Genomic DNA, 25,941 nt, shown 5'->3' on the forward strand with positions numbered 1-25,941 from the left:
TTAAAAAAATAATGAAAAAATTATTCTACTTATTTCTGTTTTTTTCTTCATTCCTTCATGCGCATGTGATTGAAGTTGGCGCTAATAAACCTGTAAAATCAATAAAAAAAGCTGTTAGTTTGGCTAAAATAGGTGACACGGTTTTAGTTCATAAAGGTGTTTATCGAGAAGGCAATATTGTTATTGATAAAAGAATTGTTTTTCTGGGTAAAGACTATCCAATTTTAGATGGGCAAAAGAAATATGAAGTACTTTCCATTAAAGCGGATAGTGTGGTTGTACAAGGTTTTAAAGTGATAAAATCAGGGTATGCTTCACTCGAAGATCCTTGTGCGATAAAAGTGTACAATAAAAGCCATGTTGTTATTCAGAACAATATTCTAGATGATAATTTCTTTGGAATTTATATCCAAAATGGTAAAAACTGCCTGATAAAAAACAACACCATTGTAGCGTATGGTAAAGAAGAACAGCAAATAGGCAACGGAATTCATTGTTGGAAAAGTGAAAATCTTCAAATTATCGCCAACACTATTTCTGGTCATCGGGATGGGATTTATTTTGAATTTGTGACCAATTCCGTTATCTGGAGAAATATTTCAACTAACAATATTCGGTATGGTTTGCATTTTATGTTCTCTAATGACGACGCTTATATTACCAATGTTTTTAAGAATAACGGTGCCGGCGTTGCGGTAATGTTTACCAAAAATGTCAAGATGTTCAATAACTATTTCGAAGAAAATTGGGGTGATGGCGCTTATGGATTATTCCTTAAGGAAATCACGGACAGTCATATCATTGGAAATAAATTTTCTAAAAACACTTCTGGAATTCACATGGAAGGAACCAATCGGATTCGAATTGAAAAAAATGTATTTGAAGCCAACGGTTGGGCGATGAAAATTCAGGCCAGTTGCGTAGATAATGAAATCGTAAATAATAATTTTATTGGAAATACTTTTGATATGGGAACTAACGGAAGTTTAGTTTTAAACAAGTTTGATACCAATTATTGGGATAAATACGAAGGATATGATTTAGACAAAAATGGTGTCGGTGATGTGCCGTATCATCCGTTGAGTTTATTTGCAGTTTTAGTTGAAAATAATCCCTCGGCGATGTTGTTGTTCCGGAGTTTTATGATCACACTTTTAGATAAATCCGAAAAAGTGTTGCCCAGTATAACCCCGGATAATTTCATTGACAATTCGCCATTAATGCATTCATTACCATTATGATTGAAATAAAAAATATATATAAAAAATTCGGAAAATTAGAGGTTTTAAATGATGTCAATCTTTCTTTTAAAAAAGGAGAATGCATTGCTTTAATTGGTCCAAATGGCTGTGGAAAAACCACTCTGATAAAAAGTATATTGGGAATGGTCATTCCTTCTAAAGGAGATATTTTATTCAATGAAAAATCAATTTTAAAGGAATTTAAATATCGGGAAAAAATAGGCTACATGCCACAAATAGGCCGTTATCCGGATTATATGACAGTTGGGCAAATCATCGAAATGATAAAGCAAATTCGAAATTCGGATCAGGTTTTAGATGAGGATTTAGTCCATGCTTTTCAACTCGAAAAAATAGTCGACAAACAAATGCGGACACTTTCGGGTGGAACAACGCAAAAAGTAAGTGCTACACTAGCTTTTTTGTTTAATCCTGAGGTGTTGATTTTAGACGAACCTACAGCGGGATTAGATCCATTGGCTTCCGAAATATTGAAAGAAAAAATTATAAAAGAAAAAGAAAAGGGAAAACTCATCTTGATTACTTCCCACCTTTTGAGCGAATTAGATGACTTGATAACCCAAATTATTTACATGCAAGACGGAACAGTACATTTTCATCAAAGTATTGCGGATTTATTGAAATCAACAAACGAACAAAAAATATCCAAAGCAATTGCCAAAATTCTAAAAAACAAAAGTAATGAACAGAATCATTAAAATCATTTTTCTAGACATTCTGAAGAACAAAATTATACTGGCGTATACCCTTATTTTAGCCATTCTTTCGTGGAGTTCATTTGGGCTGGAAGACAATTCAGCCAAAGGATTGCTTACCATTTTGAATATAATTTTATTCACGGTTCCGCTGGTTTCCATTCTTTTTGCCACGATTTATTTGTACAATAGTACAGAGTTTATTGAGCTTTTGTTAAGCCAACCCATTAAACGCAAGAAAATTTGGTTGAGTCTGTATCTCGGACTTTCGTTAGCAATGGTTTTAGCCTTTTTTATTGGTGCCGGAATTCCGCTTTTAATCAATGCGCCGGATAGCGTAGGCATTATGATGCTCGTCATAGGTTGTCTGATTACGTTGGTCTTCGTGGCTTTGGCATTTTTAAGTTCGATACTAACCAGAGACAAAGCAAAAGGAATAGGTATTGCCATTATGGGTTGGTTGTATTTTGCGTTGCTTTTTGATGGAATAATTTTGTATTTGTTGTTTCAATTTTCAGATTATCCAATCGAGAAAGCAATGATTGTTGTTACGGCGTTTAGTCCAATAGATTTAGCCAGAATTCAAATCCTGTTGCATCTGGATGTTTCAGCGATGATGGGATATACCGGAGCAATATTCAAAGATTTTTTCGGGACATCATTGGGACTGCTTCTTTCTTTTTCGTTGCTGTGTTTGTGGATTATTATCCCATTTTTCATTTCATTAATCAAATTTAAAAACAAAGATTTATAGTGTTTAAAGATATACTTCAAAAACTAGAAAATGCCGCTAATCCTGTGGCGCAGGTGGTTCAAAATACTTCTTGCAGTAAAGTAATGGTAATTGCTTTCAAAAAAGAAATGATTCTCAAGGAGCATAAAACGGATGTTCCAGCTAAATTATTGGTGATAAAAGGAAACGTGATTTATAAAGAGGATAAGCTACAAAACGAACTCTTTCTTTATGACGAACAAGAAATTCCGGTAGCAGTTTTGCATTCCGTAGAAGCATTGGAAGACAGTTTGTGTTTATTGTTTAAAGGCTAAAAAATCTAGAAATGAAAACAGATATAAAAAACAGAAACGACATTGAGAAGCTGATAAACACTTTCTACGGTAAAATAAAAACAGACACTAAAATCGGTTATTTTTTCACGGATGTAGCCAAGTTGAATTGGGAAGAGCACTTGCCGAAAATGTATGATTTCTGGGAGAATATTATGTTTTCGAAAGGGAATTATACCGGAAACCCGATGACTAAGCATAAAGAATTACATCAAAAAAGTGAAATGAAAGAAGCTCATTTTAAGCATTGGAACGCCTTGTTCAATGAAACTGTTGATGAGTTATTCACAGGAACAAAAGCTGAAGAAATCAAACAAAGAGCTATGAATATTTCGGGGGTATTGATGTACAAAACAATAGGTTGAAAAGCATAAAAAAAGCGTGAACTATTTTAGTTTACGCTTTTTTCAATCTGGCAAAATGAATTAATAATATTATTTTTTTGGAAGTAAAACATCATTTATGACGTGTATGATTCCGTTTGATGTTGCAATAGAAGAGACTATTTCTGAACCGTTTACAAATACCTTGTCACCTACTTTGGTGATTTTTATTTTTCCGGCATTTACTTGCTCGTATTCCTCTCCATCTTGCATGTATTCGGTTTTTAGATTCCCAACGTATGTGTGGTATTCTAATATGTTTTTCAAGTCATCTTTTTTTCCAGGTTCTAATAATCCTTCAACGGTTCCTTTTGGGAGTTTATCGAAGGCAGCGTTTGTTGGTGCAAAAACGGTAAATGGCCCGGCATTGCTCAATACATCTACTAATCCTGCTGCTTTTACTGCAGTTACTAATGTAGAGTGATCTTTGCTTCCAGAGGCTGTCTGAACAATGTTTGGACTGGAAGTTTCGTCAACCACGGCAGATTGCCCAGGACCTTGGGTTGCTGTATTTTCTGTTGTTGTTTCAGATGGAGCTTCGCTATTTTGTTTACAACCAAAAATGGTACAGAAACAAACGACGGCTACTAATTGAATTGATTTTTTCATAATTAAGGTTACTTTGGTTTTATATAGCAAAGTACTTAATTATCAATTGTTTATTCTATGCGTTCAATCATAAAGGCGGGTTGTTTTTAACTTTTTTGATAGAAAAATATGCAGTATACGCGATTCCTAAAAGCAAGAGTAAGGCGACAACGAAAAGAAGTTCATTTACATACGGAATAATGGTGTAAGTGAACGATGCAACACCTTGAATGGCGAGAACCAACTCGTTTAATAGAACGCCAACGGAAAATAGAACCAAGCCAATTTTTATCTTTTTATTGATAATAATCAGATGACTGGCATAGATGTAAAACAACAAGAACAACGTGATTACCGCCAATAAAACCAAGTGTAAATAGGCGATTACAATTGGTCTGAAACCAAAGGCAAGCTGGCTTAAAGATGGGATTGTTGAACCCAATTGCAGAATGAATTTTATGCTTAATGCCAAACAGGAAAAGAGTAAAATATAGCGTAACAATGAAGCGAAATTTTTCAAATATTCTTTTTGTTTTTGTATCAAAATTAAAAGAAGTTTAAACCATGCAAAAACTTGAATTACTGCTGCAAAGGCAGAAATTGCGAAAAGCCAAACGGGTAAATCCAACCAAAGTGTGGACAAAAAATAGGCAGGAATACAAGAAACAGCAAACAGCTTAAAGGAAGTTTCGTAAAAGGAATGTTCTGATTTTTTTAGATTTAAAAAGCCAAAAAATAAACCGATGCAACCAAAGAAAAACCAACCGTTATATTGAAAATGGAGAAAATAATAAATAGATGCTAAATACAAATCCTGAATAACATTTTTACTAGCCATCATGTAGGCTAGATAAAAAGTCCCAAAAGAGGAAATAATATTGAAAACTACGGCGGCTTTAAACCAATTAATAGCAGCTAAATCGGTATCTATTTTTCTTAAATCTTTGATATAATAATAGCCAAAAACATAGGAAACCAAGATCGATGCTGTTGAGAAAAGGATGGAAATCATTCCGTAGCCCTGAATAATAAAGAAAATCAGCATTCCATAGGAACAAATGAGATTGGCTATAATTATTTTTCGGTATTTAGTTAGTTGAAAGTCTGCGGTTTTGTTTTGAAGATAATACACCATCAACGTCATCAAGGTATGGGTAATCCATCCTGAAAATGCAAAATGGGAATGAGAATGTAATATGTTTTTTTGATTGAAATAAGGGAATTCAAAACCAATTTTATAACGCATTAAAACCCCAAGCGAGGCTACAATACATAGATTTAGCAACGAAAATTTTAGCCAGAATTGTATGTTTAATTTCATTTTTTTTTAATAAAATATTTTATGATTGATGATGTCAACTTTGTTGCAATCATTCATTTTCGAAAAAACCCGAATCACCGTTTCGACTCTCAAACCAGTAAAATTTGCAATTTCCTGACGTGTGTAAGGAATTAATACTTTTTGGTCATTACATTCCGATTTTCTTTTGTGTGTGTTCAAAAAAGCAAGAATTCTAAACTCTGGTTTCTGGTTGATGATCTCTTTTGAAGTATTGGATTTTGAATGAATTTTATTGGCAAGTAAAACCAAAAATGATTTTTGAATTAAAGGATATTCATCAAGAATTTTTAAAAATTTATCTTTTGATAGCTTCATAATGGTGCAATCTTGAAGGCAAACTGCTTTCGAGGGATATAGTTGGTCAATAAACAATGGAGGTTCGCCAAAACTCTCTCCTTTACAAAAAAGTCCTTGTGTGAACTCTTTTCCTTCGTCATTTGAATTGAACATTCTCACGCTTCCATCAATAATTTGATAATAAAAATGGGCCACTTCATCTTCATTAAAAACTACTTCGTTTTTTTTGTATTTTTTCGCAACAGCGCCCCAAGAAAAAAGTAAATCTATGTCTATTTGCATAATTAAAGCGGATTTAAGAATGTGTTTTTTAGGACGCATATTTGCAGCAATTGCAAATATAATTTGTATAAATTTAACAATCTTATGATTGTAATCATACTAGAAAAGTGTAAAATGTAATGTTTTTGAAATAATCTTAAAACAGGACCTAAAATGGCTAAAGTATTTTATTAAAGTATCATAGCGTATGATATTTATCAGTTTTTAGTTTCTCGACTTTTGTGGTTTATTTATTTAATTGATTTTAGCATGACAACACTTAAACCACTTCATACTTTTTATATCCCGTTTTTTGGACTTGCTTATGCTATTGATAGTTCGATACGAGTGGCGAAGTAAGGAATTTCATCCGTTATTTCAATTATGGATGATTAGCTTATCGAAAAAATGAATGCTTTTTACAGCAAGAAATTTGATTTGCCGTATCAGGAAATTACCCAAAAAAACACATGATTATCGCGCAGAATACATTACATCTTATCTGAATTTGGTCGACAAAATCGTGAAAGGAAAATTTAAAAATTTCAAAACGGAATGATCGGAAAGCAAATCAGCTTTGGAAAATTACATTGCGATGCTGCCCAACAAATCAGAGATTAAAGCAGGTTTGCAAAACTTGATGGAAGACGGTTTCGCTTTCAAAGAAAATATCAAAAATTATCTGGAGAAAAATCTTTACCCACGCAATATTGATGTTAATATTATGACTAAATTGGATAAGGATAATTTCATCAAAGAGGAACAATTACCAATTATTTTTAATGACGCGCATGCCGCATTGCGTGGTTTTTTAAACAGTACATTAGAATCTTCGGTTGTTTTATCGGCTGGGATGAATCCAAGATTATACAGCTATTTTGAAAGTTTTTCGGCCTTCTTTCCGGATGCGAATAATGCACTGAAAAAGAAAATCACGCTGAAAGTAAGTGACTTTCGTTCGGCAATGATTCAAGGGAATTTTTTAGCTAAAAAAGGACTTTGGGTTTCTGAATATCGAATTGAATCCGGACTGAATTGTGGCGGATACGCTTTTGCCACCGAAGGCTGTTTGTTGGGACCGATTTTAGAAGAATTCAAACAGAAAAAAGAGCAATTGATTCAATCTTCGCATGAGTTGATGGTTAAAGCATTGGGACAAAAAGAAATGCATGTTCCGGAACAACCATTGGATTTAAAAATCACGTTTCAAGGCGGCATAGGAGCTGCTGGAGAACACGATTTTCTATTGGATCATTATGATGTGGATTCTGTGGGTTGGGGTTCGCCGTTTTTATTAGTTCCTGAAGCCACTTCGGTTGATAAACTCACCCTAGCATCATTGGCCGCAGCCAAAGTGAATTTGTCTCGCAATATCTTCATGTCTTCACTTGCTTTTTTGTCTAAAACCTTTGCATAATGCTGGGTGGTTCGTAAGTTTTTATGCCCTAACATTTTGCTTACACTTTCGATCGGAACACCATTTGTAAGCGTTACCGTGGTTGCAAAAGTATGCCGGGCAATATAATTTGACTAATTTAATCGTTTAAAGCCGAATTAATGATTATCTCACATTGAAATAGTTTGAACTCATTATTTATAAATAATTTTAATAGTTTTTTTTAGTTTTCGTTTACCTTGAAACTTGCTTAAGGAATATTAGGATTCTTAGTCAGGTTTATGTTTTTAAAAGTTGAAAGTCTAACACCATCAGTAAGCAAAATAATTTTTTTGATTATCACTGTTTTTATTTTCATCGTTTAATATAAACACTGCATAATTCCCTTTTAGTAGATCAGAGAAGGTTGCCGATGAAGAATTATTTGAAATCGTTGTACTTTCTTTTTTATAATATCTATAGAATTTCTCATCTGGTATTGAATCCTCTTTGTTAAATCACATCAATAGAATAGCTCTTCTAGAATTTCTTAAATCATTTACTTTAATCGCTGACTTAAGGAATAATCGGAAACTGTTGGTAAGAAAAATGCAGATATAAGTTTTTTCGTTGGGATTTTTTTGAAGTTAATTAAGATTTTAATTTGATTTTTTGTAACTCCAAATCGCCATACCATTGACAAATACTGCGAAGCCACTGACGATTAATAAATTATTCAGCACGTCAGAAAAACCGGAACCTTTCAAAAGAACCATTCTTATGAACTCTACAAAATACCGAATAGGGTTTAACAACGTTAGATTTTGAGCCCACTTAGGCATACTTTCTATAGGTGTGAACAAACCGCTCATCAAAATAAAGATTACCATGAAAAACCAGGCAATAAACATGGCTTGTTGTTGGGTTTCAGTATGATTGGATATATACAGTCCTAATCCTAAAATTAAAAGTAAATACACTGCTGTAAAGCCATAAACCAGAAAGATATTACCTAACATGGGAACACTAAAAACCATTTTGGCTATTACTAAACCCACGGTTAAAATCACTAATCCAAGCACCCAAAAGGGAAATAATTTTCCAATGATAAACTGATATTTTTTTATTGGTGTTACATTTATTTGTTCTAATGTTCCCAGCTCTTTTTCTCGGACAATATTCATCGATGACAGAAATAAAGTTAACATAGTGACCAATAAAACTAAAATTCCGGGTACCATAAAAGTTTTATAATTTAAGGTGTTGTTGTACCAAAATGAGGGGATAACCAGTATGTTTTGCGATACTTCTTTATTTTCGGAGAAGTATTTTGACTGCATTTTAATGTTTTGATTGTAGGTGTTTATTATCTGTGTTACATATACATTTTCAACACCAGCTGTTGCGGCGTCGATGGCATTAATACTTACTGAAATGCTCGCTTTTTGTGCCTTTTGCAGGTCACGATTGAAGTGAACCGGAATGTTTACTATAACATCAGTTTTACCTTTTTGCATTTCTTCGACAGCTTCTTTTTCAGAAAAATGAGGCTCTGTAACTTTAAAATAGGTTGAGGCTTTAAAAGCATTTACTAAATCTCTTGAATCCCGACTTTGGTCATTGTCAACAAAGGTGATAGCAATGTTTTTAACATCGAATGTGGCTGCATTTGACAAAATTAATAATTGCAAAATAGGCAAAATAAATATCAGTTGCAGCATACTTTTATCTCTAAAAATTTGCTTAAACTCTTTTTGTACGATGAATAAAATTGTTTTCATAAATTATTTTTCTAACCCTGTCAGGAGTTTAAAACCTTGTCAGGGATATTATTATTCTAATCTAATTTTATATTTTTTGACGCTCAATGTTATAAAAAACACTGTCATCCCAATTAATATTAGCGTTTCTTTCCAAATGTATTGAATACCGACTCCTTTGAGCATAATGGCTTTTACAATAATGATAAACCATTTTGCTGGAATGATGTTGCTGATTACCTGCATTGGCAACGGCATACTGTTTATAGGGAAAATAAATCCCGAAAGAATGATTACCGGCAGCATCAATCCCATTAAGGAAAGCATCATTGCGGTTTGTTGTGAATTAGAAATGGTTGAAATTAATATGCCCAGTGAAAGTGCTGAAACGATGAATAAAATACTTTCAAAAGCCAACAAAAAGATACTTCCATTAATTGGCATTCTGAAAACAAAATAGCCCAATGTTACAATTACAATTGCATTAATAATCGAAAGAAAAATATACGGAAATACTTTGCCAATAATTACCTGAAATGGTTTTAATGGAGAAACCAGAAGGATTTCCATAGTTCCTAATTCTTTTTCTCGTGTAATAGAAATAGAGGTCATCATGGCCGAAACCAGCATTAAAATTACCGTCATAACTCCAGGGACAAAATTAAAAACACTTTTGAGTTCCGGATTATAAAACATTCTTGTCTGTACTTCAACCTTTACTTGACTGCTATTGGATTGTTTTTTTTGAGATTGATAATTTTGAATAATTGCCGATGTATAATTAGCTATGGTATTGGCTACATTAGGTTCGGTTGCATCTGTAATTGCTTGTACAACTGCTACTTTTTTTGTTTCTAAATTTTTACTAAAATTCGGCTCAAAAATCAGGACTGCTTTAATTTTTCCTTTTTTAAATTCCGACTCTACATCACTTTCTTTTTCAATTTGGTTTGCAACATTAAAATAAGGGGATGCTTTTATTTTATAAATAATTTTTTGCGTTTCAACATCATTTGACTGGTCTAAAATGGCAATATCAACATTGTTGATTTCATTTGTTATAGCAAAACCAAAAAGTAAAATTTGAGCAATTGGCATACCAAAAAGTATAAACAACGAGCGTTTATCTCTGAAAATATGGTAGAATTCTTTCTTTACAAATCCGATGAATCTTTTCATTTTAAACTTTTTAGGTTTTTAAACCATTAAGATAGAAAACTTAATAAACCTTAATATGTTAATGGTGTAGATCTTTTTATTCAATATTCCGCGCTAATTTTAAAAACACATCATTCATGGAATTTACTTTGAATTGTTCTTTCAAATTTTTTGGCGAATCAAGCGCCTCAATGGCACCATCTACCATAATTGAAACCCGGTCGCAATATTCGGCTTCGTCCATGTAATGTGTGGTTACAAAAATGGTAGTTCCTTTGTAGGCTTGGGTGTAAATCATTTCCCAAAATTGTCTTCTGGTAATAGGATCAACACCACCTGTGGGCTCGTCCAGAAAAACAATTTTTGGTTCGTGCAACAAGGCTACCGAAAACGATAATTTTTGTTTCCAACCCAATGGTAACGAACCAACCAGATTATTAACCACATCCTGAAGCTGTAATTCTTCGACTAATTGCGCTATTTTTTGTTTGATTTGAGTTCTTGATAAACCATAAATTCCGCCAAAAAAAGTAATATTTTCCTTGATGGTTAAATCATCGTACATAGAGAATTTCTGGCTCATATATCCGATACTTTTTTTAACCATTTCGGCTTGAGTATGGACATCAAAACCAGCCACGTTGGCTTCTCCGGAAGTGGGATTTGAAATTCCAATCAACATTTTCATTGCTGTTGTTTTTCCTGCTCCATTGGCTCCCAAAAATCCAAAAATCTCCCCTTTATACACATCAAATGAAATACCTTTGACCGCCGTGAAATTGCCAAATTTTTTGGTTAAGTTTTGTACGGTTATAATTTTTTCTTGTTTCATTTATTTTAAAACATTAGTTATTTTTTTACCATAAAGAAATTAAGGTTCATTAAGTTTTTGATCTTAATTTTCTTAATTTCTTAATGGTTCAAATCATAAGTCCATGAAAACATCTTCAATTGTTATTATTGCGGGTTTTATCACTATGTCGGTGTGATTTTTATTTTTTAAATAATCGTGTAAATCATTTAGATTAAAATCTGCATTTTTATGAATGTAATGAATGAATTCGCCAAACGCATAAACACTGTATTGATTGGGATAATTCTTTAAATCGTGAATCAATCCATGCGTGTTTTTTGCCTGTACATCATAAATTATTTTTTCATAATTATTGATAATATTTTCTGGCGAATCAATTTTTAAAATCTTGCCTTTTTGTATCAACGCAATTCTGTCACAAAGTGAAGCTTCATCCATATAAGGTGTAGAAACTAAAATGGTAATGCCTTTTTTTTGCAATCGTTTGAGCATAATCCAAAATTCTTTCCGTGAAACGGGATCAACTCCGGTGGTTGGCTCGTCCAGAAACAATACTTTTGGAGCATGAATTAAAGCACAACACAATGCTAATTTTTGTTTCATTCCGCCAGAAAGCGCTCCTGCTCTTCTCGTTTTGAAAGGTTCTATTTGAACGTAGATGTCTTTGATTAAATCGTAATTTTCTTCAATAGTGGTTCCGAAAATAGTTGCGAAAAAATCTAAATTTTCTTCCACGGTTAAATCCTGATACAACGAAAATTTCCCGGGCATATATCCCACAGAATTTCTAATTTCTTTGAGTCCTTTGATTACATCAAAACCAGCTACTTCTGCGCTGCCTTCATTAGCGACTAAAAGTGTCGTCAGAATTCTGAAAATAGTTGTTTTTCCGGCACCATCTGGTCCAATTAAACCAAACAGTTCTCCTTCTTTTACATCAAAAGTAATGTTTTCGACAGCTTTTAACTTGTTGTAAGATTTTGATATGTTGTTGACTGAAATGCTCATTATTTTATCAATAAGAAATTACTTTCTTCGTGAGCGTCAACCCAGTGTTTTACATTTGCAGGAATGTTGAAATAATCACCCGATTGTAATTTAATAGTAGTTCCGTTTTCATCATTGTACGTTGCATTACCAGAAACGCACACTAATAAAGCAGGAACTTTAGTAATGTGTTCTGCTAATTGCTTGTTTTTGGCAATTTGTAGTGAAATTACTTTTCCATCGGTAGGTTGAAAAAGTACATTAGTTTGAACGGCTTTATTTTCGGTGTGCAGATTTTTTAAATTCATAGTTGTTGATATTGAGTTGTTTTGAGTTGTTTTGCATCCAATTAAAATAAACATGGATGCCATTACGATAATTATTTTCATTTTTTAGATTTTTAAATTTATCCACATTTCGGCAGGCATCCCAATTTTTAAACTGCCATCGTTTTTGACTTTTACTTTCACGGCATAAACCAGATTTACCCGTTCTTCTTTGGTTTGGATAATTTTGGGAGTAAACTCTGCCGAAGATGCAATCCATGAAATAATTCCTTGATATGATTTCATATCTTTTTCAGCATCTATTTTTACGGTTACATTTTGTCCTACTTTTATTTTTGATAACTGGTTTTCACCTACATAGATTCGCAAAGTCATTTCTGAAATATCGGCAATTTTGTATATCGGTTTTCCAAATGCGGTTATTTCGCCTGGCTCTGAATATTTAGTTAACACCGTTCCATTGATAGGATTAATAATTTTGCTTTTGGCTATTTGGTCGTTGATTTTTTCGATTTGAACATCAATAGATTTTAAGTCATTTAAAATTGGTGCATTTTGAGTTCCAACGCTTTTTATTTGCTCTTCGATGACTTTTACTTTTCCATCAATTTCATCCACTTGGCGTTTGGTTGCAGCATTTTCTGCATACATATTACGGATTCTATTTTTCTCTAAATTGGTGGTTTTTAATTGCTCCTGCAAAACCCTTTTCTGCGAGACTACATTTGCGGATTTAGACGAAACAGTACTTTTAGATGCGATTAATTGTTGTTTTGCAAAATGTAATTGCAAAGTATCAACTAATCCTACTTGTGATTGAGATTTCAAAACATCTCCTTCTTCTAATTTCAGGAACTCAATTTTCCCGTTCGCTTCGGAGGAAACAGTTATTTCTGTTGCTTCAAAATTCCCGTAACCATCGGCTTTATCGCTATTTTTGTTACAGGAAATTAATCCTATTGTGGCTAGAATTATGATAATTATTTTTTTCATTTTAAAAATTTTTTCTGATTCTTTTTTATTTTCCTTTGATTATTTCGTAACTCGATTTGGCTAACGACAATTGAACTTCATGTGTTTTTAAAATATTTTTTGCTTCAAACAGATTAGATAATTCTGTAAGATATTCTGATGAAGTTATCACACCATTTTTCATTTGAGCATCAGAGGATTTAATGATTTTTTCACGTATTTTAATTATTTCGCTATCTGAAAGTAGGAGTTGTTCCATTTTTTTAACTTCATAATCGAGCTCTTCTAATTGCATTTTGTTGTTCAGTTCAAATGTTTCTTTTTCTGATGTCACTATTTCTTTTGAAATATCCAATGCCTTTAGATCTGTTTTGTTTTTACCCCAGTCAAAAACATTCCAATTGGCTTTTAAGCCTACCACATAGAAAGGCTGAAATGAATTATCTAACATATTCAGTCCTGGATTTCCGTAACCGGCTTGACCAAAAGCATTTATTTTAGGAAGATTAGATTTGGAAATTACATTTTTAGAAAATTCTAATTGTTGTTTTTGCAAATCATAAAAAGCAATTTCCGGTCTTGTTCTTGTTGTATTTATAGAATTAAAATCGGGTTGTAATAAAACTGTTTCGGAGTCAATTTTTGAAAAAGTTAATTCAGAAAGGTTATTCAGTAATTTTATTTTTTCAAATTTAATTTCCGTTAATTGCTGATTGATTTTAATGATTTCAGCCTCCAAAACCTGTTCGGATGCGGGAAGAATAGCGCCAAATTTTACCGCTGATTTTACTTCTTTAACTTTAGATTGAAGCAACTCATTTTTAGACAATAATAAGTTGCTTTTTTCTTGAAGCAATAAAATCGAGAAATAGTATTGATTGATTTTACTTTTTAAATGATATAAACTGACCTCAATTTGTTGTTGTTGTGTTTTGGTCTGTGCTTCTTTTAATCTAGCATTTGCATCGATTGTCCCTCCATTATAGATTAATTGATTTACATCTAAAGTTGCTCTGTATTGGTCTTTATTTAGAGGTTCAACACCAGGTAAAGTTGAAGGGAATCCTATTACTGCGGATTGATAAGTTGCTTGAGCATTTGCGTCAATTTTTGGTAATTTTCCTTTACTTAGTGCCTCAATTTCATAACTTGATTTTTGTTGTAGCAATCCCGTTTGTTTTGATAAAGGATAATTTTTAGCAGCTAATGTATAAAAATCTTCCAATGTCAGAGTTTCCTGTGCATTCGAACTTACGGACAATAGAAATAGTAATAATAGGACTAACTTACTTTTCATAACTTAGATTTTTATAGAATTGATAATAAACTCTGCCACTTCAGTTTTTCGATTTTCTAATATTTTATTGTAGTTGTCTTTGTCCACATTAACGAGAGCCATTAAAAGTGGTTCTCCTATAAATGGAAATATATTTAAACACATTATATTGATAAATAATTGTTCCGCTTCTATTGGTTTAATAATTCCTTGTTGGATGGCATCACTAACCTGAAGTTTGAATTTACTAATAGAAGGAAAATTTTTTTCTGATCGAAGTTTTAGTACAAACTCTGGATTTTTATTTAATTCTTGAATTACAAAATTTGGCAAATAAGGATGTTTAATTACAAACGAAACATAACTTTCAGTAAATCTTTTTATTTTTTCAAATAAATCACTGTCATCATTCAATACTTTATTTAATTGAGGTGCTAATAACGAAAAAGCGCTTTTGAAAACTGCCTCAAATAAAAGTTGTTTGCTCCTAAAATAATAATGCAGTAAGGCTTTATTGATTTTGGCTTTATCTGCAATCTCTTGCATTCTAGCTCCCGCCATGCCTTTTTGCTGAAAAATTTCTTTTGCTGCAATCAATATCTCAGTTTCTGTATTTTCAGTTTTTATCTTATCCATATTGTTTAATTATATAGTTTAACCGTTTGGTTAACAAATTTATAAAAAAGTATTCATTAAAATATCATTTAAGTATATTATAACAAATAAAAATAATTAAGAGGATAAAGACTTTATTTATGCCGTAAGGCATTTAATACGAATAGTGTTCAGTTTCAAAAAAATAATAGCAAGCCTACTATTTACAAAAAAGATCGATAGATTAGATGGGCTTGCGGCACGTTGAATGCATGCAACTGATTTTTCTAGCAAGGTTTAGTTTCAGGTGGCAAAAATCAGCTTTTGATTTGCATAAATACTAGACTTTCATAAAACCACCACGGTTATCTTTTCGTTCAATGGAGTGCTGCACAATTAAATTCCCAATTGTAATCATGTTCAGTAATTCGAAAAGCGCAACATTAATTTGATGTGTTTTACTAACTTCTTCCATTTCATTTTTCCAAAGTAAAAGCTGTTTTTTGGCTTTCGGTAAATCCAATTCATTTCGCATGATTCCTGCATTCTGACGCATTGAAAGCTGTAATTTGGCTTTCATTTTAGCCAAATAATTCGAACTGACTTTAGGTTTTTCATCGGATTCCCAATTCGAGATAATCCCATTAAATTGGCTTTTTTCAATAGAAATATTCGCCAAATAATCATAAATTTTCTCTGAATATACGAGCGCTTCTAACAAGGAATTAGAGGCTAATCTATTGGCGCCATGTAATCCTGTATGGGAACATTCACCACAGGCAAATAAATTTTCTATAGTTGTTTTTCCGTTTTTATCAACTGTAATTCCGCCACACAAATAATGTTGTGCGGGAACCACGGGAATCCAGTCTTTTGCTATATCAGTTCCTATGCTTTTGCAACGCTCATAAATCATGGGGAAGTGCTTGATAAAAGCATCTAAATCCAAATGGGTACAATCTAAATAAACGCAATCGTCTCCTGATTTTTTTAGTTCCAAATCAATGCTTTGCGAAACGATATCTCTGGATGCTAATTCGCCCCTTTCATCATAATTCATCATAAACCGAAGTCCTTTTTGGGTACGCAAATACGCTCCAAAACCTCGAACTGCCTCCGAAATTAAAAATTTAGATCCTGCTGAAGCATCATATAAAGCGGTAGGATGAAATTGAATGAATTCCATGTCTTTGATGGATGCATTTGCACGAAAAGCCATGGCGATACCATCTCCAGTTGCTATAACCGGATTGGTCGTATGACCGTAAAGATGACCTATTCCACCAGTGGCCAGCACCGTGAAATCAGATTGGAATGGGATAATTTCGTTTGTTTTTTCATGCAAGGCATAAGCGCCAAAACAGTGATTATTGTGGGTTATCAAATCAAGTGCAAAATAATGGTTCAGAACGGTTATGTTTTCTTTTTGATGCACTTGCTCTAAAATGGCACGTTCAATTTCATAACCCGTTTGGTCTTTATGATGTACCACCCTGTTGCGCGAATGGCCGCCTTCTTTGCCTAAATCAAAATTTCCTTTGACCGTTTTATCAAATTTGGCACCCCACGAAATCAGCTCTTTTAGTCGTTTTGGACCTTCGGTGACGACCATTTTGACGACATCAACATCACACAAACCGTCTCCGCAAATGAGGGTGTCGTCAATGTGTTTTTGATAGGAATCCTCGGTTTTGTCAGTGACAATGGCAATCCCACCTTGCGCATATTTTGTATTGGATTCATCTTCGTTAGACTTGGTAATTATCGTGATTTTTCTATCAGGAAAACGTTCTGCGATTTTTATGGCAAAAGTCAATCCTGCCACGCCAGAACCAATGATTAAGTAATTTGTAGTAATCATTATTTGGACATTTCAAGCATTCGTTCAATGGGAATTAAGGCTTTTTTTCTAATATTTTCAGGAACATCAATTTCCGGGCTTTCAGTAAGCAAGCAATCATAAACTTTTTGTAACGTATTCATTTTCATGTAGCCACATTCGCTGCAAGCACAGGTATTATCCTCTTTTGCAGGAGCCGGAATCAATATTTTATGCGGAACTTCCTGTTGCATTTTATGTAAAATTCCCGCTTCGGTAGCCACAATAAATTGATTGTTCGGATTTGTTTTTACATAGTCAATCATCCCGGCTGTTGAACCAATATAGCTTGCCGTTTGCAAAATATGTGTTTCTGATTCTGGGTGTGCTATTATGGTTGCATCAGGATATTGTTTATGGACTTCGATTAATTTATCTAGCGAAAAAGCTTCATGAACCACACAGGAACCATCCCAAAGCAACATGTCTCTTCCTGTTTTGCTGATAATGTATTTTCCTAAATTTTTATCCGGTGCAAAAATAATGGGCGTTTCTTTGGGAATGGATTCCACTATTTTTAAAGCATTTGAGGAGGTACAGACAATATTGCTCAACGCTTTAATTTCGGCGGAACAATTTACGTATGTGATGACAATGTGATCGGGATGTTCATCAATAAATTTTTTGAATAAATCCGTTGGACACGATTCCGCCAGTGAGCAACCTGCTTTCAAATCGGGCAGAATTACTTTCTTTGTCGGGTTCAATATTTTGGCAGTTTCGGCCATAAAATGTACGCCTGCAAAAAGGATGATATCGGCATCCACTTTCATGGCTTCTTGTGATAATCCCAAACTGTCACCCACATAATCCGCAATATCCTGAATATCGGCTTCTTGATAATAATGGGCTAAAATAACCGCATTTTTCTCTTTTTTCAATTCCAGTATGCGCTCTTTAAGATTTTTCATTAGTTAAGTTTAAAAAAAACATCATTTGTTATGCATTCCCACTTCAAATTCTAGAAGCAGATTTTATAGTGCATCACACTGGAACAATTTCGTTTTTTTGTTGAAGTGTAGTTTTTAAGTCTGTTATAAAAGTCATCAAATGGTCTATTTCGACATGATCCATAATTACAATTTTGTACCATTGATTGTTTCCGTCGTGTTTTTGGGGAACCAAATCGAATTTTTTCACCAATTCTGGCGTAATATATTTGGCTTGAATGGTTGCAATATTCATGAAAGGTTCTCTGAAATACTTCACATGTAAAGCATCTAATTGTTCACACAACCACTCTGTTCTCATTTGTAAAATGCGAATTTTTTCACACCATCCAAAAGGGCCATACGTAAATAATATCATCCAAACCGCTACGGCATTTGCACCGGAACGGCTTCCGCAGAGCGTCAAATCCATTCCTTCGACATATTCGGCTTCTTTTGTCAAAACATTTTCGATTAATCCTTTTCGACAAATAAAAACTCCCGTTCCATAAGGAGCCTGAAGCATTTTGTGTGCATCGATGGTGATGGAACTGATTTTTGGGTTTTCAAAATTGATTTCGGAGGCTTTATTGCTAAACGGATATACAAAACCACCATAAGCGGCATCAATGTGTAATTTGTATTTTAAGTCGTGTTTTTCTAGAATTTCAATATAATCATTCGGGTTGTCAATCGCGCCAAACATCGTCGTTCCCATATTAGCAACTACTATAAAATACTTTTTTCCTCGTTTTTTAGCATTGATAATGCTATTTTCTAGCGCGAATATATCAATAGTGCGGGTTTCGAAATCAACAGGGATTTTTAACCAATCCAGCATCAAAACATTGGCTGCTTTCGGAATGGAATAATGCGTATCTTCTGAAGCTATTATAGCAATTTCGGACAGACTCGTATTCAGTTTGTTCATGAAATAGTTGCGATACATCCAAATGGCCTGAATATTTGCCTCGGTGCCACCAGGGGCAATATAACCGTCAAAGGAATTCGGTTCAGCTTTAAAAACATCAACGGCGAGCACATTTAAAACCTCCCGTTCTATTTCCTGTGTTCCTCTGAAAGCTTTTTCAGAAGTGCCAAAAGTATGGCAACCAATATGATTGGGATTAGCAACATAGGTTTGTAAAATGGGCGCATCTTTTAGAAATTGAGCATCTTCATTGAATACTTTTCCATCTAACTTGGATGCAGGATACCCCAAAGAAGCATCGTGAGAGAAATTCACATTCTCGCCTAATGCTTTTTGAATGCGAATTTGCCTTTCTGTGGGGGTGATTTTTTTCCAGAATTGCATGATTACTATTTTTACCAAAGCTACATGCTAAAAAAATCAGAAAATATGATAAATGTTAGGTTTTCGTTTTAAAAAATAGAAATTTTATAAGCGTAATTTTGATAGTTCTGGTTCAGGAAATTGCGCAAAGTCAGAGATATTTGCAGCCTTGACTAGAAAATTATTTAATTAGAAGGGAAACTTTGTGCAGCTTGCGATTTCTGTCGTCATATTTCAAATATTACAGTTACAGGTTTGTGGTCGCTATATTTAGTCCAATTTTCATATTCTCCGATTTGTACACTTGTAATTTTGTTAATTAGATTATTCGATGCAAAGCAAAAGTCAATGTGATATGGTCTATCAATTTTTCTATGCATAAATAGAGTTGAAGCAGTTTCTTTTCCTTGTTCCTGATTATAGAAACTATGGTAGGTGCTATATATATTCTTATTTTTCAAAAGTTCAACAAGGTTAGAATGGTTGTAAATTCTGTTTGGTTTGTCCCAAATTGAACTGCTGTTAAAATCACCTGCAAGAATTACATTCTCATTATTTAACAAGTCACTATAAAAATGAACTGCGTTCCAAATTTGTTCTGTATAGCAATCGTGATTTTTAGGTTTTTGAGCCCATATTGCAAAAATTGTAAACTCGATTTCATCGTTGCTTACGGATAATGGTAAAACATATTTAAATTCAGGATTGTGAATACTTAGAAGTTCAATCTTAAAGTCTGAATATGAAAATATTCCAAGCCCTTTGTTTGGGTTTTGTCCGAACCAAAATAGGTCTGTCGGCTTAGCTATATCATTTTTGAAAATCAATTTGTCAGGATGTTCGCATTCAGGTACAATTAAAATATCTGGCTGCTCTTTCAGAATAAATTCCGCTTTTTTACGGAAAGCCATATTACAATTCCAAGTTATTATTTTCATTCTGTTTGTTGTTGTAATTTTGTCCGATACAGTTCTAGGTAACTTGTATAAGTACACATAAAGGGGCTAGAATCCATCCAAAATCTTAGCTATTATGTCACAAAACAGTTTTGTAAATAATAAGATTACTTTTGATTAATACCTCAAGAAAGTATCGCCAGATTTTATTCCCATGGCTAATTCTTCTAGATTGGTGTTTTCGAGCATGAACGCCAATTCATTTCTGATAGACTTGAATTTATCGTGAACCGGACAAGGATGATCTTCGGAGCAGTGACTTAATCCCAGACCGCAACCGGTAAAAACCCGATCTCCATCTAGTGCCGTTACTATTTGGGATAGTTTTATTTGGCTCATGGTTTCTTTCGGGATTTCAAATCCGCCACCTACGCCTTTAATAGAATGGATGATATTATCTCTCGATAGTATTTGTAAAATTTTGGCAGTAAAAGCCTCGGGAGAATCTATTTTTTTTGCAATATCTCTAAGCCCAACTCTATTATTTTGATAGGATTCTGATGCTATAAAAATGGTGGCTCGGATTCCGTATTCACAGGTTTTAGAAAACATAATTTTTTTTTTACAAATTTATAGAAATAAGTGCTATCCTTTATTCTTTGTGTTGGCTATTTTTTTAAATCCAAAAAGGATCATCGTCCTTCTCTGTAAAAGATTCTTCGGTATGAATTTCTTTTATTTTAGCCAATTGGTCTTGGGTGGCTATTTTTTGGATTTCAACAAATAAAATGCGTTCCTCAAAACGAATGTGCGCATCTAATTCTTCTTCAATGAGTCCTAAAGACTTTTCTAAATCGGTAGTTTGTTTGAATAAGCGTTTCAAACGACGATGTTCCGCCAAAGCTTTTTTTACAAGTTCATTTTCTGCACCTAAAATGGGAAATACGTGTTTTTCTTCCAGTTCGAAATGAGGTTTTAAATGCGTTTTAAAAAACCAATCTGTATATTTTTTGATGCGGTTTGGTTCAATTTGCTTCGAAAAACCTGTTCGTATTTTCCAACACAGTTGCAAGCCATGATGATGATCGTGACTTAATGGTTGCAGTTCCGGAGCTCTTTTTAATGGTTTATTTGATATCATAAGATGTTAATATAAAATCCGAATTAACTGATGTGTAGCACCCAAAGTGCGGTGCTTACTTGATGTAAAATTTTATTTGTTTTTAAAGATACGCTTTTGTCAGCAATGCTACTTTAGAATCAACCTCTAAAATGTACTTTAATACGTGCGGTAGAAAGATTTTCCTTTTCCAATTCCTTAACAGAATAGCCCAATTTTTCTAACGTAGTCGCTCCATTTACAAAATGCTGGATATAGTAATTTCCCTGATAGTTATGTTGTTCTAAATACTGTATCATGGCTTTCATGTGATTCGTATCAATCAAATCCGAATGTACCGTGGTGCGGACTTCAAACGGGAGCCCACTTTCTACTAACAAACGCAACGATTTTTCAAAAGGCAAAAAAAGATTGGACTGTGTTATCTTTTCAAAATGAATAGGCATGGCTTTAAAATCCAGCGCAACATAATCGATCAATTGATTTTTATGTAATTGTTGCAAAACCTCAGGTCGTGAACCATTGGTGTCAATTTTTACCAAAAAGCCCATTTTTTTGACTTCGGTTATAAGTTGAATACTATTTTTATGTAGCAAGCATTCCCCTCCGCTAAAAACCACCGCGTCCAACAAATTTTTTCTGGAATGAAGAAAAGTTAGTGCTTTTTCGAATGAAATTGTTCCTTTTCCCATTACGATTTCAGGATTATAACAATACAAACAGCGCATATTACAGCCTGCAAACCAAAGAATGCAAGCTGATTTATGCGCATAATCTAATAAAGTAAAGGGCGTTATGCTGTAAATGGGAGTATTAACATTTTCCTTCACTGAAATGAGTTCGCTGTTTGTGTTCTCCTTTTTTTCCAATATTGAAACTTTCTACGGGTCTGTGATAACCCATTACTCTCGTGTACACTAAACATTTGGTTCTCAAATGTTGGTTTTCTTCTAAAATCGGGTTGGTGGTTTTCATATTTTTTTATGGTTTAAAAAATTAAAATTATTTTTTTGAACCATTAAGAAATTAATAAAATTAAGTGTGATTTGGCTTAACGGAACTTAATTTCTTAATGGTTTTAAAGTTTTATAACTCAACTTTAAATCTTGAACTTTTTTCTTCAATTAGAATTTCATCGCATTTTGGACAATATTCGTGTTCGCCATTCAAATAACCATGAACCGGACATACACTAAACACTGGCGTGACGGTGATGTAAGGTAATTTAAAATTGGATATTACTTTCTTTACAAACTGTTTGCAAGCTTCTGGCGAACTGATTTTTTCACTCATATACAAGTGTAAAACCGTTCCTCCGGTATATTTACATTGCAATTCGTCTTGTAAAAACAACGCTTCAAAAGGGTCTTCGGTGTGATCCACCGGAATCTGGGAACTGTTCGTGTAATAAATATTGTCGCCCTGTCCGGCTTGTAAAATGTTTGGGAAACGTTTTTTGTCTTCCTTAGCAAAACGATAGGTGGTACCTTCGGCCGGTGTGGCTTCCAGATTGTATAAATTCCCGGTTTCTTCCTGGAATTCTTTCATTCGGTTCCGAATATGCTCCAAGATTTCTGATGCAAATTCGATTCCTGACGATGAAGTTATGGCATCTTGATTTCCAGTAAAATTCGCAATCATTTCGTTCATTCCGTTTACACCAATGGTCGAAAAGTGATTTCTGAAATGCTGTAAATACCGTTTCGTGTACGGATATAAACCACGGTCGTACATTTCTTGGATAAACACTCTTTTTTTCTCCAAAGTAGATTTAGAAATATATAATAAACGATCTAATTGTTTGAATAATTCTGCTTTATTTCCTTTGAATAAATAACCCAAACGCGCCATATTAATGGTCACTACGCCAATACTTCCTGTCATTTCTGCACTTCCAAAAAGTCCGTTTCCACGTTTTAACAATTCTCTTAAATCGAGTTGTAAACGACAACACATACTGCGAACGGCATTGGGTTTATACGCGTTTTCGTTTTCTGTTTTATTGCCATTTTCATCCAAAATATATTGGCTTCCAATGAAATTCTGGAAATAAGAAGAACCAATTTTCGCTGTATTTTCAAAAAGCAAATCGGTATTTTCTCCATCCCAATCAAATTCTTCGGTGATATTTACCGTGGGAATAGGGAAGGTGAAGGGCTGTCCATTCGCATCGCCTTCGGTCATTACGGTGTAATACGCTTTGTTGATGAGGTTCATTTCCTTTTGAAAATGCTCGTAACGCAATTCGGTTAACTTCGTAACGCCTCTTTCTCTTGCTCGTAATAAGAGGTCATATTCAAAATTATTTTCGAAAAAATGATAGTCATTTTTCGTAGGAATTTGGGTTTTTAAATCATCGGGAACCACCCAATCCAAAGTGATGTTCGTGAAAGGCGATTGTCCCCAACGCGCAGGAACATTCAAATTATAAACAAAACTACGGACGGCTTTCAAAACATCTTCAAAAGACAAATCATCTTTGAAAACATAAGGAGCAAGATAGGTGTCAAAAGAACTAAAGGCTTGCGCTCCGGCCCATTCGCTTTGCAAAATCCCAAGAAAATTAGCCATTTGTCCCAAAGCTTCCCTAAAATGCGAAGGCGCTTTGCTTTCCACGCGTCCGCGAACGCCATTAAAACCATCGTTAAGTAACACCCGCAGACTCCAACCGGCACAATATCCAGTCAAACAATCTAAATCATGAATATGAATATCGCCACTGCGATGCGCATAACCTTCTTCTTTTGTATATACTTTGTCGAGCCAATAATTAGCAATAATTTTTCCGGCAACATTGTTGACCAATCCCGCATTAGAATAGGAGGTATTGGCATTGGCATTGATGCGCCAATCCGTTTGTTCGATATATTCTTCGATAGTTTGCGTGCTGTCAACGTAAGTGGTGTCTTCGTTTAAACCATTCACATGTTCGCGTTGTAATTTGCGCGTATGTCTGAACAACATAAAGGAACGCATGACTTCGAAATATTGTTTTTCAAAAAGGTTTTTCTCGATTAAATCCTGAATTTCCTCAACGGCCCAGGTTTCTTTGGATTGTAAATCCTGAATAATTTTTTCAAAAAGAATTTCATCAAATGCTATGGAGACACTCTGAAAGCTTTTTTCAATCGCGTCTTTTATTTTAAAACTCTCAAAAGGTTTGTATTCGCCGTTTCTTTTGATAACATATTTTTCCATAGCATTGGATGATTTAAGGTTAGGTTATTGAAGTGTTTTATTCTTGTTCGGAGAATTTTTTTTCTAAAAGCATAGCACTTGGAAATAAAATGTTGTTTTCCAAATGAATGTGTTTGTGTAGATCTTGCTCAAAATCAGCTAGCATCGCATAAGTCACGCGGAACGTACTGCAACCATCTGCCGGCGGAGTATAATTATTGGTTAATGTTACGATTTTAACAAAACGATCTCCTTCGGCTTCATGCTCTTCCATCATCATGGCAATTGGATTTTTTACAGTTCCAAATTGTGGTTTCACAATTGGTTCCTCGGTAAGCGATGCCTTTGCCATTTTTTTGATAAAAGGGAATAACATCAGCTCTTCTTTTTTCATATGTTGCGCTAATTCACCGGCACAACCAATAAACAGTTCATTGATTTCGAATAATTCAGGATGATTTGCACCATGTACTTTGCACAGTTTGTCTAAAAACGGAAGTATAACTTGCGTTTTTTCTTCTACATAACGGTGATGCGTTTTCTCAATGTAATCAGCCAATAAGTCCAAAGGCCAAGTTTTAAAATCGATCGCACTGTCATTTTTAGTTGCCAAAACGGTATTTATTTGTTCCATTAATTGATCCGAGTCAATGTCTTTTTTTTCGCAAGCTTCTTCAATTGTTCGATTTCCTTTGCAACAAAAATCAATTTTGTATTTTGAAAATACAGCTGCTGTTCTAAAATCTTTCGCAACGTATTCTCCGATTGTTATTTTCTCTAAAGTTTCCATAAGATCTGTTTTCTATTAAAATTTATTTATACAAAAATAATCATTATTTTTAATAAAAGACAAATTTATCCGTAATTAATTTTTTTATTTAATTTTATCTATAAAGTGTTTATTATAAGGGGTATGTGTTTTTTAAAAATCATTTTTAACGGATATTAATTTAAAAATTGAAAAAATAATCAAAAGATGATTTTTATCATGTTTTAGCTTTTTTTAAAGTCATTAATTTGCAACAAACAAATAAAAGACCTTTTTATCTTTTATTTAAATTCAGTTCATTTATTAACTAACAAAAACGGATACTTATGCTTTCAAAATCACAAGCAAGAGCATTTTTTTTAGGAGGAACGGTGGTCACCTTTTTAATCTTTATAGGATTGACTATTTATTCGTTCATGCCTAGCAATGATCAAACAAACTACAGTAAAATTACTAAAGAAGTAGTGAGAGGAAAAGAAATTTGGGAAACCAATAATTGCATGGGTTGCCACAGTATTATGGGTGAGGGAGGTTATTATGCTCCGGAGCTGACAAAAGTTTTGGATCGCCGTGGCGAAGGTTATATCAAAGCAGTCTTGATGTCGCCAATTCCTTGGGCACCAAACGGGCGAAAAATGGTGGCTTATAAAATGAGTGAAGCTGATGCCAATGCAATGGTAGCCTATTTCGAATGGATTGGAAAATTAGATTTGAATGGTTTCGATCGAATCGTTTCCCCTTTAGCTAAAGAAAAATAATTA

27 protein-coding genes and 3 pseudogenes are annotated in these 25,941 nt (G+C 33.7%); 7 read left to right on the forward strand and 23 right to left on the reverse strand.

The window, feature by feature from the left end:
• Window positions 1-11: 11 nt before the first annotated feature.
• From G7A72_RS15430 to G7A72_RS15450, 5 genes are read left to right on the forward strand one after another with little or no spacing between them, the layout of a single operon-like run.
• Complete coding sequence (locus G7A72_RS15430) at window positions 12-1,241, forward strand: nitrous oxide reductase family maturation protein NosD (protein ID WP_165153222.1); 1,230 nt, start codon at window positions 12-14, stop codon at window positions 1,239-1,241.
• Window positions 1,238-1,960, forward strand: a complete 723-nt coding sequence (locus G7A72_RS15435; RefSeq protein ID WP_165153224.1) for an ABC transporter ATP-binding protein — start codon at window positions 1,238-1,240, stop codon at window positions 1,958-1,960. The genes G7A72_RS15430 and G7A72_RS15435 overlap by 4 nt, the downstream gene beginning before the upstream one ends.
• Entirely contained in the window at window positions 1,944-2,711 is a 768-nt protein-coding gene (locus G7A72_RS15440) for an ABC transporter permease subunit (RefSeq protein WP_165153226.1), read from the forward strand. Before G7A72_RS15435 ends, G7A72_RS15440 begins: the two co-directional genes overlap by 17 nt.
• Window positions 2,711-3,004, forward strand: coding sequence for a hypothetical protein (locus G7A72_RS15445; RefSeq protein WP_165153228.1), 294 nt, complete (start codon window positions 2,711-2,713; stop codon window positions 3,002-3,004). The genes G7A72_RS15440 and G7A72_RS15445 overlap by 1 nt, the downstream gene beginning before the upstream one ends.
• A gap of 11 nt (window positions 3,005-3,015) precedes the next feature.
• A complete protein-coding gene (locus G7A72_RS15450; protein ID WP_165153230.1) occupies window positions 3,016-3,387 on the forward strand; it encodes a group III truncated hemoglobin in 372 nt (123 codons plus the stop codon).
• Window positions 3,388-3,456: 69 nt separating this feature from the next.
• Here G7A72_RS15450 and G7A72_RS15455 read toward each other — a convergent pair whose 3' ends face one another.
• The 3 genes from G7A72_RS15455 to G7A72_RS15465 form a co-directional block, all read right to left on the reverse strand.
• Window positions 3,457-4,014: a fasciclin domain-containing protein gene (locus tag G7A72_RS15455; protein WP_165153232.1), complete on the reverse strand. Its 558-nt coding sequence runs from the start codon at window positions 4,012-4,014 to the stop codon at window positions 3,457-3,459.
• A 67-nt stretch (window positions 4,015-4,081) separates the two neighbouring features.
• Window positions 4,082-5,314: a hypothetical protein gene (locus tag G7A72_RS15460; RefSeq protein WP_165153234.1), complete on the reverse strand. Its 1,233-nt coding sequence runs from the start codon at window positions 5,312-5,314 to the stop codon at window positions 4,082-4,084.
• A gap of 6 nt (window positions 5,315-5,320) precedes the next feature.
• Entirely contained in the window at window positions 5,321-5,914 is a 594-nt protein-coding gene (locus tag G7A72_RS15465; protein ID WP_165153236.1) for a Crp/Fnr family transcriptional regulator, read from the reverse strand.
• Window positions 5,915-6,256: 342 nt separating this feature from the next.
• Here G7A72_RS15465 and G7A72_RS15470 point away from each other — a divergent pair.
• Window positions 6,257-7,304: pseudogene (locus G7A72_RS15470) on the forward strand (hypothetical protein); the annotation flags it as partial.
• Here G7A72_RS15470 and G7A72_RS16780 read toward each other — a convergent pair.
• The 20 genes and pseudogenes from G7A72_RS16780 to ric form a co-directional block, all read right to left on the reverse strand.
• Window positions 7,247-7,417 (reverse strand): annotated as a pseudogene (locus tag G7A72_RS16780) (tyrosine-type recombinase/integrase); the annotation flags it as partial. The pseudogenes G7A72_RS15470 and G7A72_RS16780 overlap by 58 nt on opposite strands.
• A gap of 183 nt (window positions 7,418-7,600) precedes the next feature.
• Window positions 7,601-7,774 (reverse strand): annotated as a pseudogene (locus tag G7A72_RS16785) (DUF2141 domain-containing protein); the annotation flags it as partial.
• A gap of 153 nt (window positions 7,775-7,927) precedes the next feature.
• Window positions 7,928-9,049: an ABC transporter permease gene (locus G7A72_RS15485; protein WP_165153238.1), complete on the reverse strand. Its 1,122-nt coding sequence runs from the start codon at window positions 9,047-9,049 to the stop codon at window positions 7,928-7,930.
• 51 nt (window positions 9,050-9,100) lie between these two features.
• Complete coding sequence (locus G7A72_RS15490) at window positions 9,101-10,207, reverse strand: ABC transporter permease (RefSeq protein WP_165153240.1); 1,107 nt, start codon at window positions 10,205-10,207, stop codon at window positions 9,101-9,103.
• A 76-nt stretch (window positions 10,208-10,283) separates the two neighbouring features.
• Window positions 10,284-11,018, reverse strand: coding sequence for an ABC transporter ATP-binding protein (locus tag G7A72_RS15495; protein WP_165153242.1), 735 nt, complete (start codon window positions 11,016-11,018; stop codon window positions 10,284-10,286).
• A gap of 93 nt (window positions 11,019-11,111) precedes the next feature.
• The gene (locus G7A72_RS15500) at window positions 11,112-12,008 is read right to left on the reverse strand and encodes an ABC transporter ATP-binding protein (protein ID WP_206531510.1); all 897 of its coding nucleotides are present in this window, start codon (window positions 12,006-12,008) and stop codon (window positions 11,112-11,114) included.
• A complete protein-coding gene (locus tag G7A72_RS15505) occupies window positions 12,008-12,376 on the reverse strand; it encodes a cupin domain-containing protein (RefSeq protein ID WP_241258528.1) in 369 nt (122 codons plus the stop codon). The genes G7A72_RS15500 and G7A72_RS15505 overlap by 1 nt, the downstream gene beginning before the upstream one ends.
• Window positions 12,377-12,379: 3 nt before the next feature.
• The gene (locus G7A72_RS15510) at window positions 12,380-13,267 is read right to left on the reverse strand and encodes an HlyD family secretion protein (RefSeq protein ID WP_165153244.1); all 888 of its coding nucleotides are present in this window, start codon (window positions 13,265-13,267) and stop codon (window positions 12,380-12,382) included.
• A gap of 25 nt (window positions 13,268-13,292) precedes the next feature.
• Entirely contained in the window at window positions 13,293-14,543 is a 1,251-nt protein-coding gene (locus G7A72_RS15515) for a TolC family protein (RefSeq protein ID WP_165153246.1), read from the reverse strand.
• A 3-nt stretch (window positions 14,544-14,546) separates the two neighbouring features.
• Window positions 14,547-15,158 carry a TetR/AcrR family transcriptional regulator gene (locus tag G7A72_RS15520; RefSeq protein WP_165153248.1) on the reverse strand — a complete coding sequence of 204 codons (612 nt, stop codon included), beginning with the start codon at window positions 15,156-15,158 and terminating at the stop codon, window positions 14,547-14,549.
• A 298-nt stretch (window positions 15,159-15,456) separates the two neighbouring features.
• On the reverse strand, window positions 15,457-16,977 hold the full coding sequence (gene nadB, locus G7A72_RS15525; RefSeq protein ID WP_165153250.1) for an L-aspartate oxidase: 1,521 nt from the start codon (window positions 16,975-16,977) through the stop codon (window positions 15,457-15,459).
• Window positions 16,977-17,906 carry a quinolinate synthase NadA gene (nadA, locus tag G7A72_RS15530; protein ID WP_165153252.1) on the reverse strand — a complete coding sequence of 310 codons (930 nt, stop codon included), beginning with the start codon at window positions 17,904-17,906 and terminating at the stop codon, window positions 16,977-16,979. The genes nadB and nadA overlap by 1 nt, the downstream gene beginning before the upstream one ends.
• Window positions 17,907-17,979: 73 nt before the next feature.
• Window positions 17,980-19,239, reverse strand: coding sequence for a pyridoxal-dependent decarboxylase (locus G7A72_RS15535; protein WP_165153254.1), 1,260 nt, complete (start codon window positions 19,237-19,239; stop codon window positions 17,980-17,982).
• 206 nt (window positions 19,240-19,445) lie between these two features.
• A complete protein-coding gene (locus G7A72_RS15540) occupies window positions 19,446-20,156 on the reverse strand; it encodes an endonuclease/exonuclease/phosphatase family protein (protein ID WP_165153256.1) in 711 nt (236 codons plus the stop codon).
• A 135-nt stretch (window positions 20,157-20,291) separates the two neighbouring features.
• Window positions 20,292-20,726 carry an Rrf2 family transcriptional regulator gene (locus tag G7A72_RS15545; RefSeq protein WP_086455120.1) on the reverse strand — a complete coding sequence of 145 codons (435 nt, stop codon included), beginning with the start codon at window positions 20,724-20,726 and terminating at the stop codon, window positions 20,292-20,294.
• A gap of 64 nt (window positions 20,727-20,790) precedes the next feature.
• Complete coding sequence (locus G7A72_RS15550; protein WP_165153258.1) at window positions 20,791-21,255, reverse strand: hemerythrin domain-containing protein; 465 nt, start codon at window positions 21,253-21,255, stop codon at window positions 20,791-20,793.
• 119 nt (window positions 21,256-21,374) lie between these two features.
• Window positions 21,375-22,064: an anaerobic ribonucleoside-triphosphate reductase activating protein gene (locus tag G7A72_RS15555; RefSeq protein WP_165153260.1), complete on the reverse strand. Its 690-nt coding sequence runs from the start codon at window positions 22,062-22,064 to the stop codon at window positions 21,375-21,377.
• Window positions 22,048-22,209 carry an anaerobic ribonucleoside-triphosphate reductase gene (nrdD, locus tag G7A72_RS15560; RefSeq protein WP_165153262.1) on the reverse strand — a complete coding sequence of 54 codons (162 nt, stop codon included), beginning with the start codon at window positions 22,207-22,209 and terminating at the stop codon, window positions 22,048-22,050. The genes G7A72_RS15555 and nrdD overlap by 17 nt, the downstream gene beginning before the upstream one ends.
• A 111-nt stretch (window positions 22,210-22,320) precedes the next feature.
• On the reverse strand, window positions 22,321-24,432 hold the full coding sequence (locus G7A72_RS15565; RefSeq protein ID WP_165153264.1) for a ribonucleoside triphosphate reductase: 2,112 nt from the start codon (window positions 24,430-24,432) through the stop codon (window positions 22,321-22,323).
• Window positions 24,433-24,469: 37 nt separating this feature from the next.
• On the reverse strand, window positions 24,470-25,201 hold the full coding sequence (ric, locus tag G7A72_RS15570; protein WP_165153266.1) for an iron-sulfur cluster repair di-iron protein: 732 nt from the start codon (window positions 25,199-25,201) through the stop codon (window positions 24,470-24,472).
• Between the two features lie 305 nt (window positions 25,202-25,506).
• Here ric and G7A72_RS15575 point away from each other — a divergent pair, with 305 nt between their 5' ends.
• Entirely contained in the window at window positions 25,507-25,938 is a 432-nt protein-coding gene (locus tag G7A72_RS15575) for a cytochrome c (RefSeq protein WP_165153268.1), read from the forward strand.
• The last annotated feature ends 3 nt before the right edge of the window (window positions 25,939-25,941 follow it).

This window comes from Flavobacterium sp. Sr18 (genome assembly GCF_011064265.1).
Taxonomy (GTDB): Bacteria; Bacteroidota; Bacteroidia; order Flavobacteriales; family Flavobacteriaceae; genus Flavobacterium; species Flavobacterium petrolei.

Bases quoted from the DNA above. Each gene is read 5' to 3' on its own strand.
- G7A72_RS15430 (WP_165153222.1), top strand. From the start codon at position 12: ATGAAAAAATTATTCTACTTATTTCTGTTTTTTTCTTCATTCCTTCAT.
- G7A72_RS15435 (WP_165153224.1), top strand. From the start codon at position 1,238: ATGATTGAAATAAAAAATATATATAAAAAATTCGGAAAATTAGAGGTT.
- G7A72_RS15440 (WP_165153226.1), top strand. From the start codon at position 1,944: ATGAACAGAATCATTAAAATCATTTTTCTAGACATTCTGAAGAACAAA.
- G7A72_RS15450 (WP_165153230.1), top strand. From the start codon at position 3,016: ATGAAAACAGATATAAAAAACAGAAACGACATTGAGAAGCTGATAAAC.
- G7A72_RS15455 (WP_165153232.1), bottom strand. From the start codon at position 4,014: ATGAAAAAATCAATTCAATTAGTAGCCGTCGTTTGTTTCTGTACCATT.
- G7A72_RS15460 (WP_165153234.1), bottom strand. From the start codon at position 5,314: ATGAAATTAAACATACAATTCTGGCTAAAATTTTCGTTGCTAAATCTA.
- G7A72_RS15465 (WP_165153236.1), bottom strand. From the start codon at position 5,914: ATGCAAATAGACATAGATTTACTTTTTTCTTGGGGCGCTGTTGCGAAA.
- G7A72_RS15485 (WP_165153238.1), bottom strand. From the start codon at position 9,049: ATGAAAACAATTTTATTCATCGTACAAAAAGAGTTTAAGCAAATTTTT.
- G7A72_RS15490 (WP_165153240.1), bottom strand. From the start codon at position 10,207: ATGAAAAGATTCATCGGATTTGTAAAGAAAGAATTCTACCATATTTTC.
- G7A72_RS15495 (WP_165153242.1), bottom strand. From the start codon at position 11,018: ATGAAACAAGAAAAAATTATAACCGTACAAAACTTAACCAAAAAATTT.
- G7A72_RS15500 (WP_206531510.1), bottom strand. From the start codon at position 12,008: ATGAGCATTTCAGTCAACAACATATCAAAATCTTACAACAAGTTAAAA.
- G7A72_RS15505 (WP_241258528.1), bottom strand. From the start codon at position 12,376: ATGAAAATAATTATCGTAATGGCATCCATGTTTATTTTAATTGGATGC.
- G7A72_RS15510 (WP_165153244.1), bottom strand. From the start codon at position 13,267: ATGAAAAAAATAATTATCATAATTCTAGCCACAATAGGATTAATTTCC.
- G7A72_RS15515 (WP_165153246.1), bottom strand. From the start codon at position 14,543: ATGAAAAGTAAGTTAGTCCTATTATTACTATTTCTATTGTCCGTAAGT.
- G7A72_RS15520 (WP_165153248.1), bottom strand. From the start codon at position 15,158: ATGGATAAGATAAAAACTGAAAATACAGAAACTGAGATATTGATTGCA.
- nadB (WP_165153250.1), bottom strand. From the start codon at position 16,977: ATGATTACTACAAATTACTTAATCATTGGTTCTGGCGTGGCAGGATTG.
- nadA (WP_165153252.1), bottom strand. From the start codon at position 17,906: ATGAAAAATCTTAAAGAGCGCATACTGGAATTGAAAAAAGAGAAAAAT.
- G7A72_RS15535 (WP_165153254.1), bottom strand. From the start codon at position 19,239: ATGCAATTCTGGAAAAAAATCACCCCCACAGAAAGGCAAATTCGCATT.
- G7A72_RS15540 (WP_165153256.1), bottom strand. From the start codon at position 20,156: ATGAAAATAATAACTTGGAATTGTAATATGGCTTTCCGTAAAAAAGCG.
- G7A72_RS15545 (WP_086455120.1), bottom strand. From the start codon at position 20,726: ATGTTTTCTAAAACCTGTGAATACGGAATCCGAGCCACCATTTTTATA.
- G7A72_RS15550 (WP_165153258.1), bottom strand. From the start codon at position 21,255: ATGATATCAAATAAACCATTAAAAAGAGCTCCGGAACTGCAACCATTA.
- nrdD (WP_165153262.1), bottom strand. From the start codon at position 22,209: ATGAAAACCACCAACCCGATTTTAGAAGAAAACCAACATTTGAGAACC.
- G7A72_RS15565 (WP_165153264.1), bottom strand. From the start codon at position 24,432: ATGGAAAAATATGTTATCAAAAGAAACGGCGAATACAAACCTTTTGAG.
- ric (WP_165153266.1), bottom strand. From the start codon at position 25,201: ATGGAAACTTTAGAGAAAATAACAATCGGAGAATACGTTGCGAAAGAT.
- G7A72_RS15575 (WP_165153268.1), top strand. From the start codon at position 25,507: ATGCTTTCAAAATCACAAGCAAGAGCATTTTTTTTAGGAGGAACGGTG.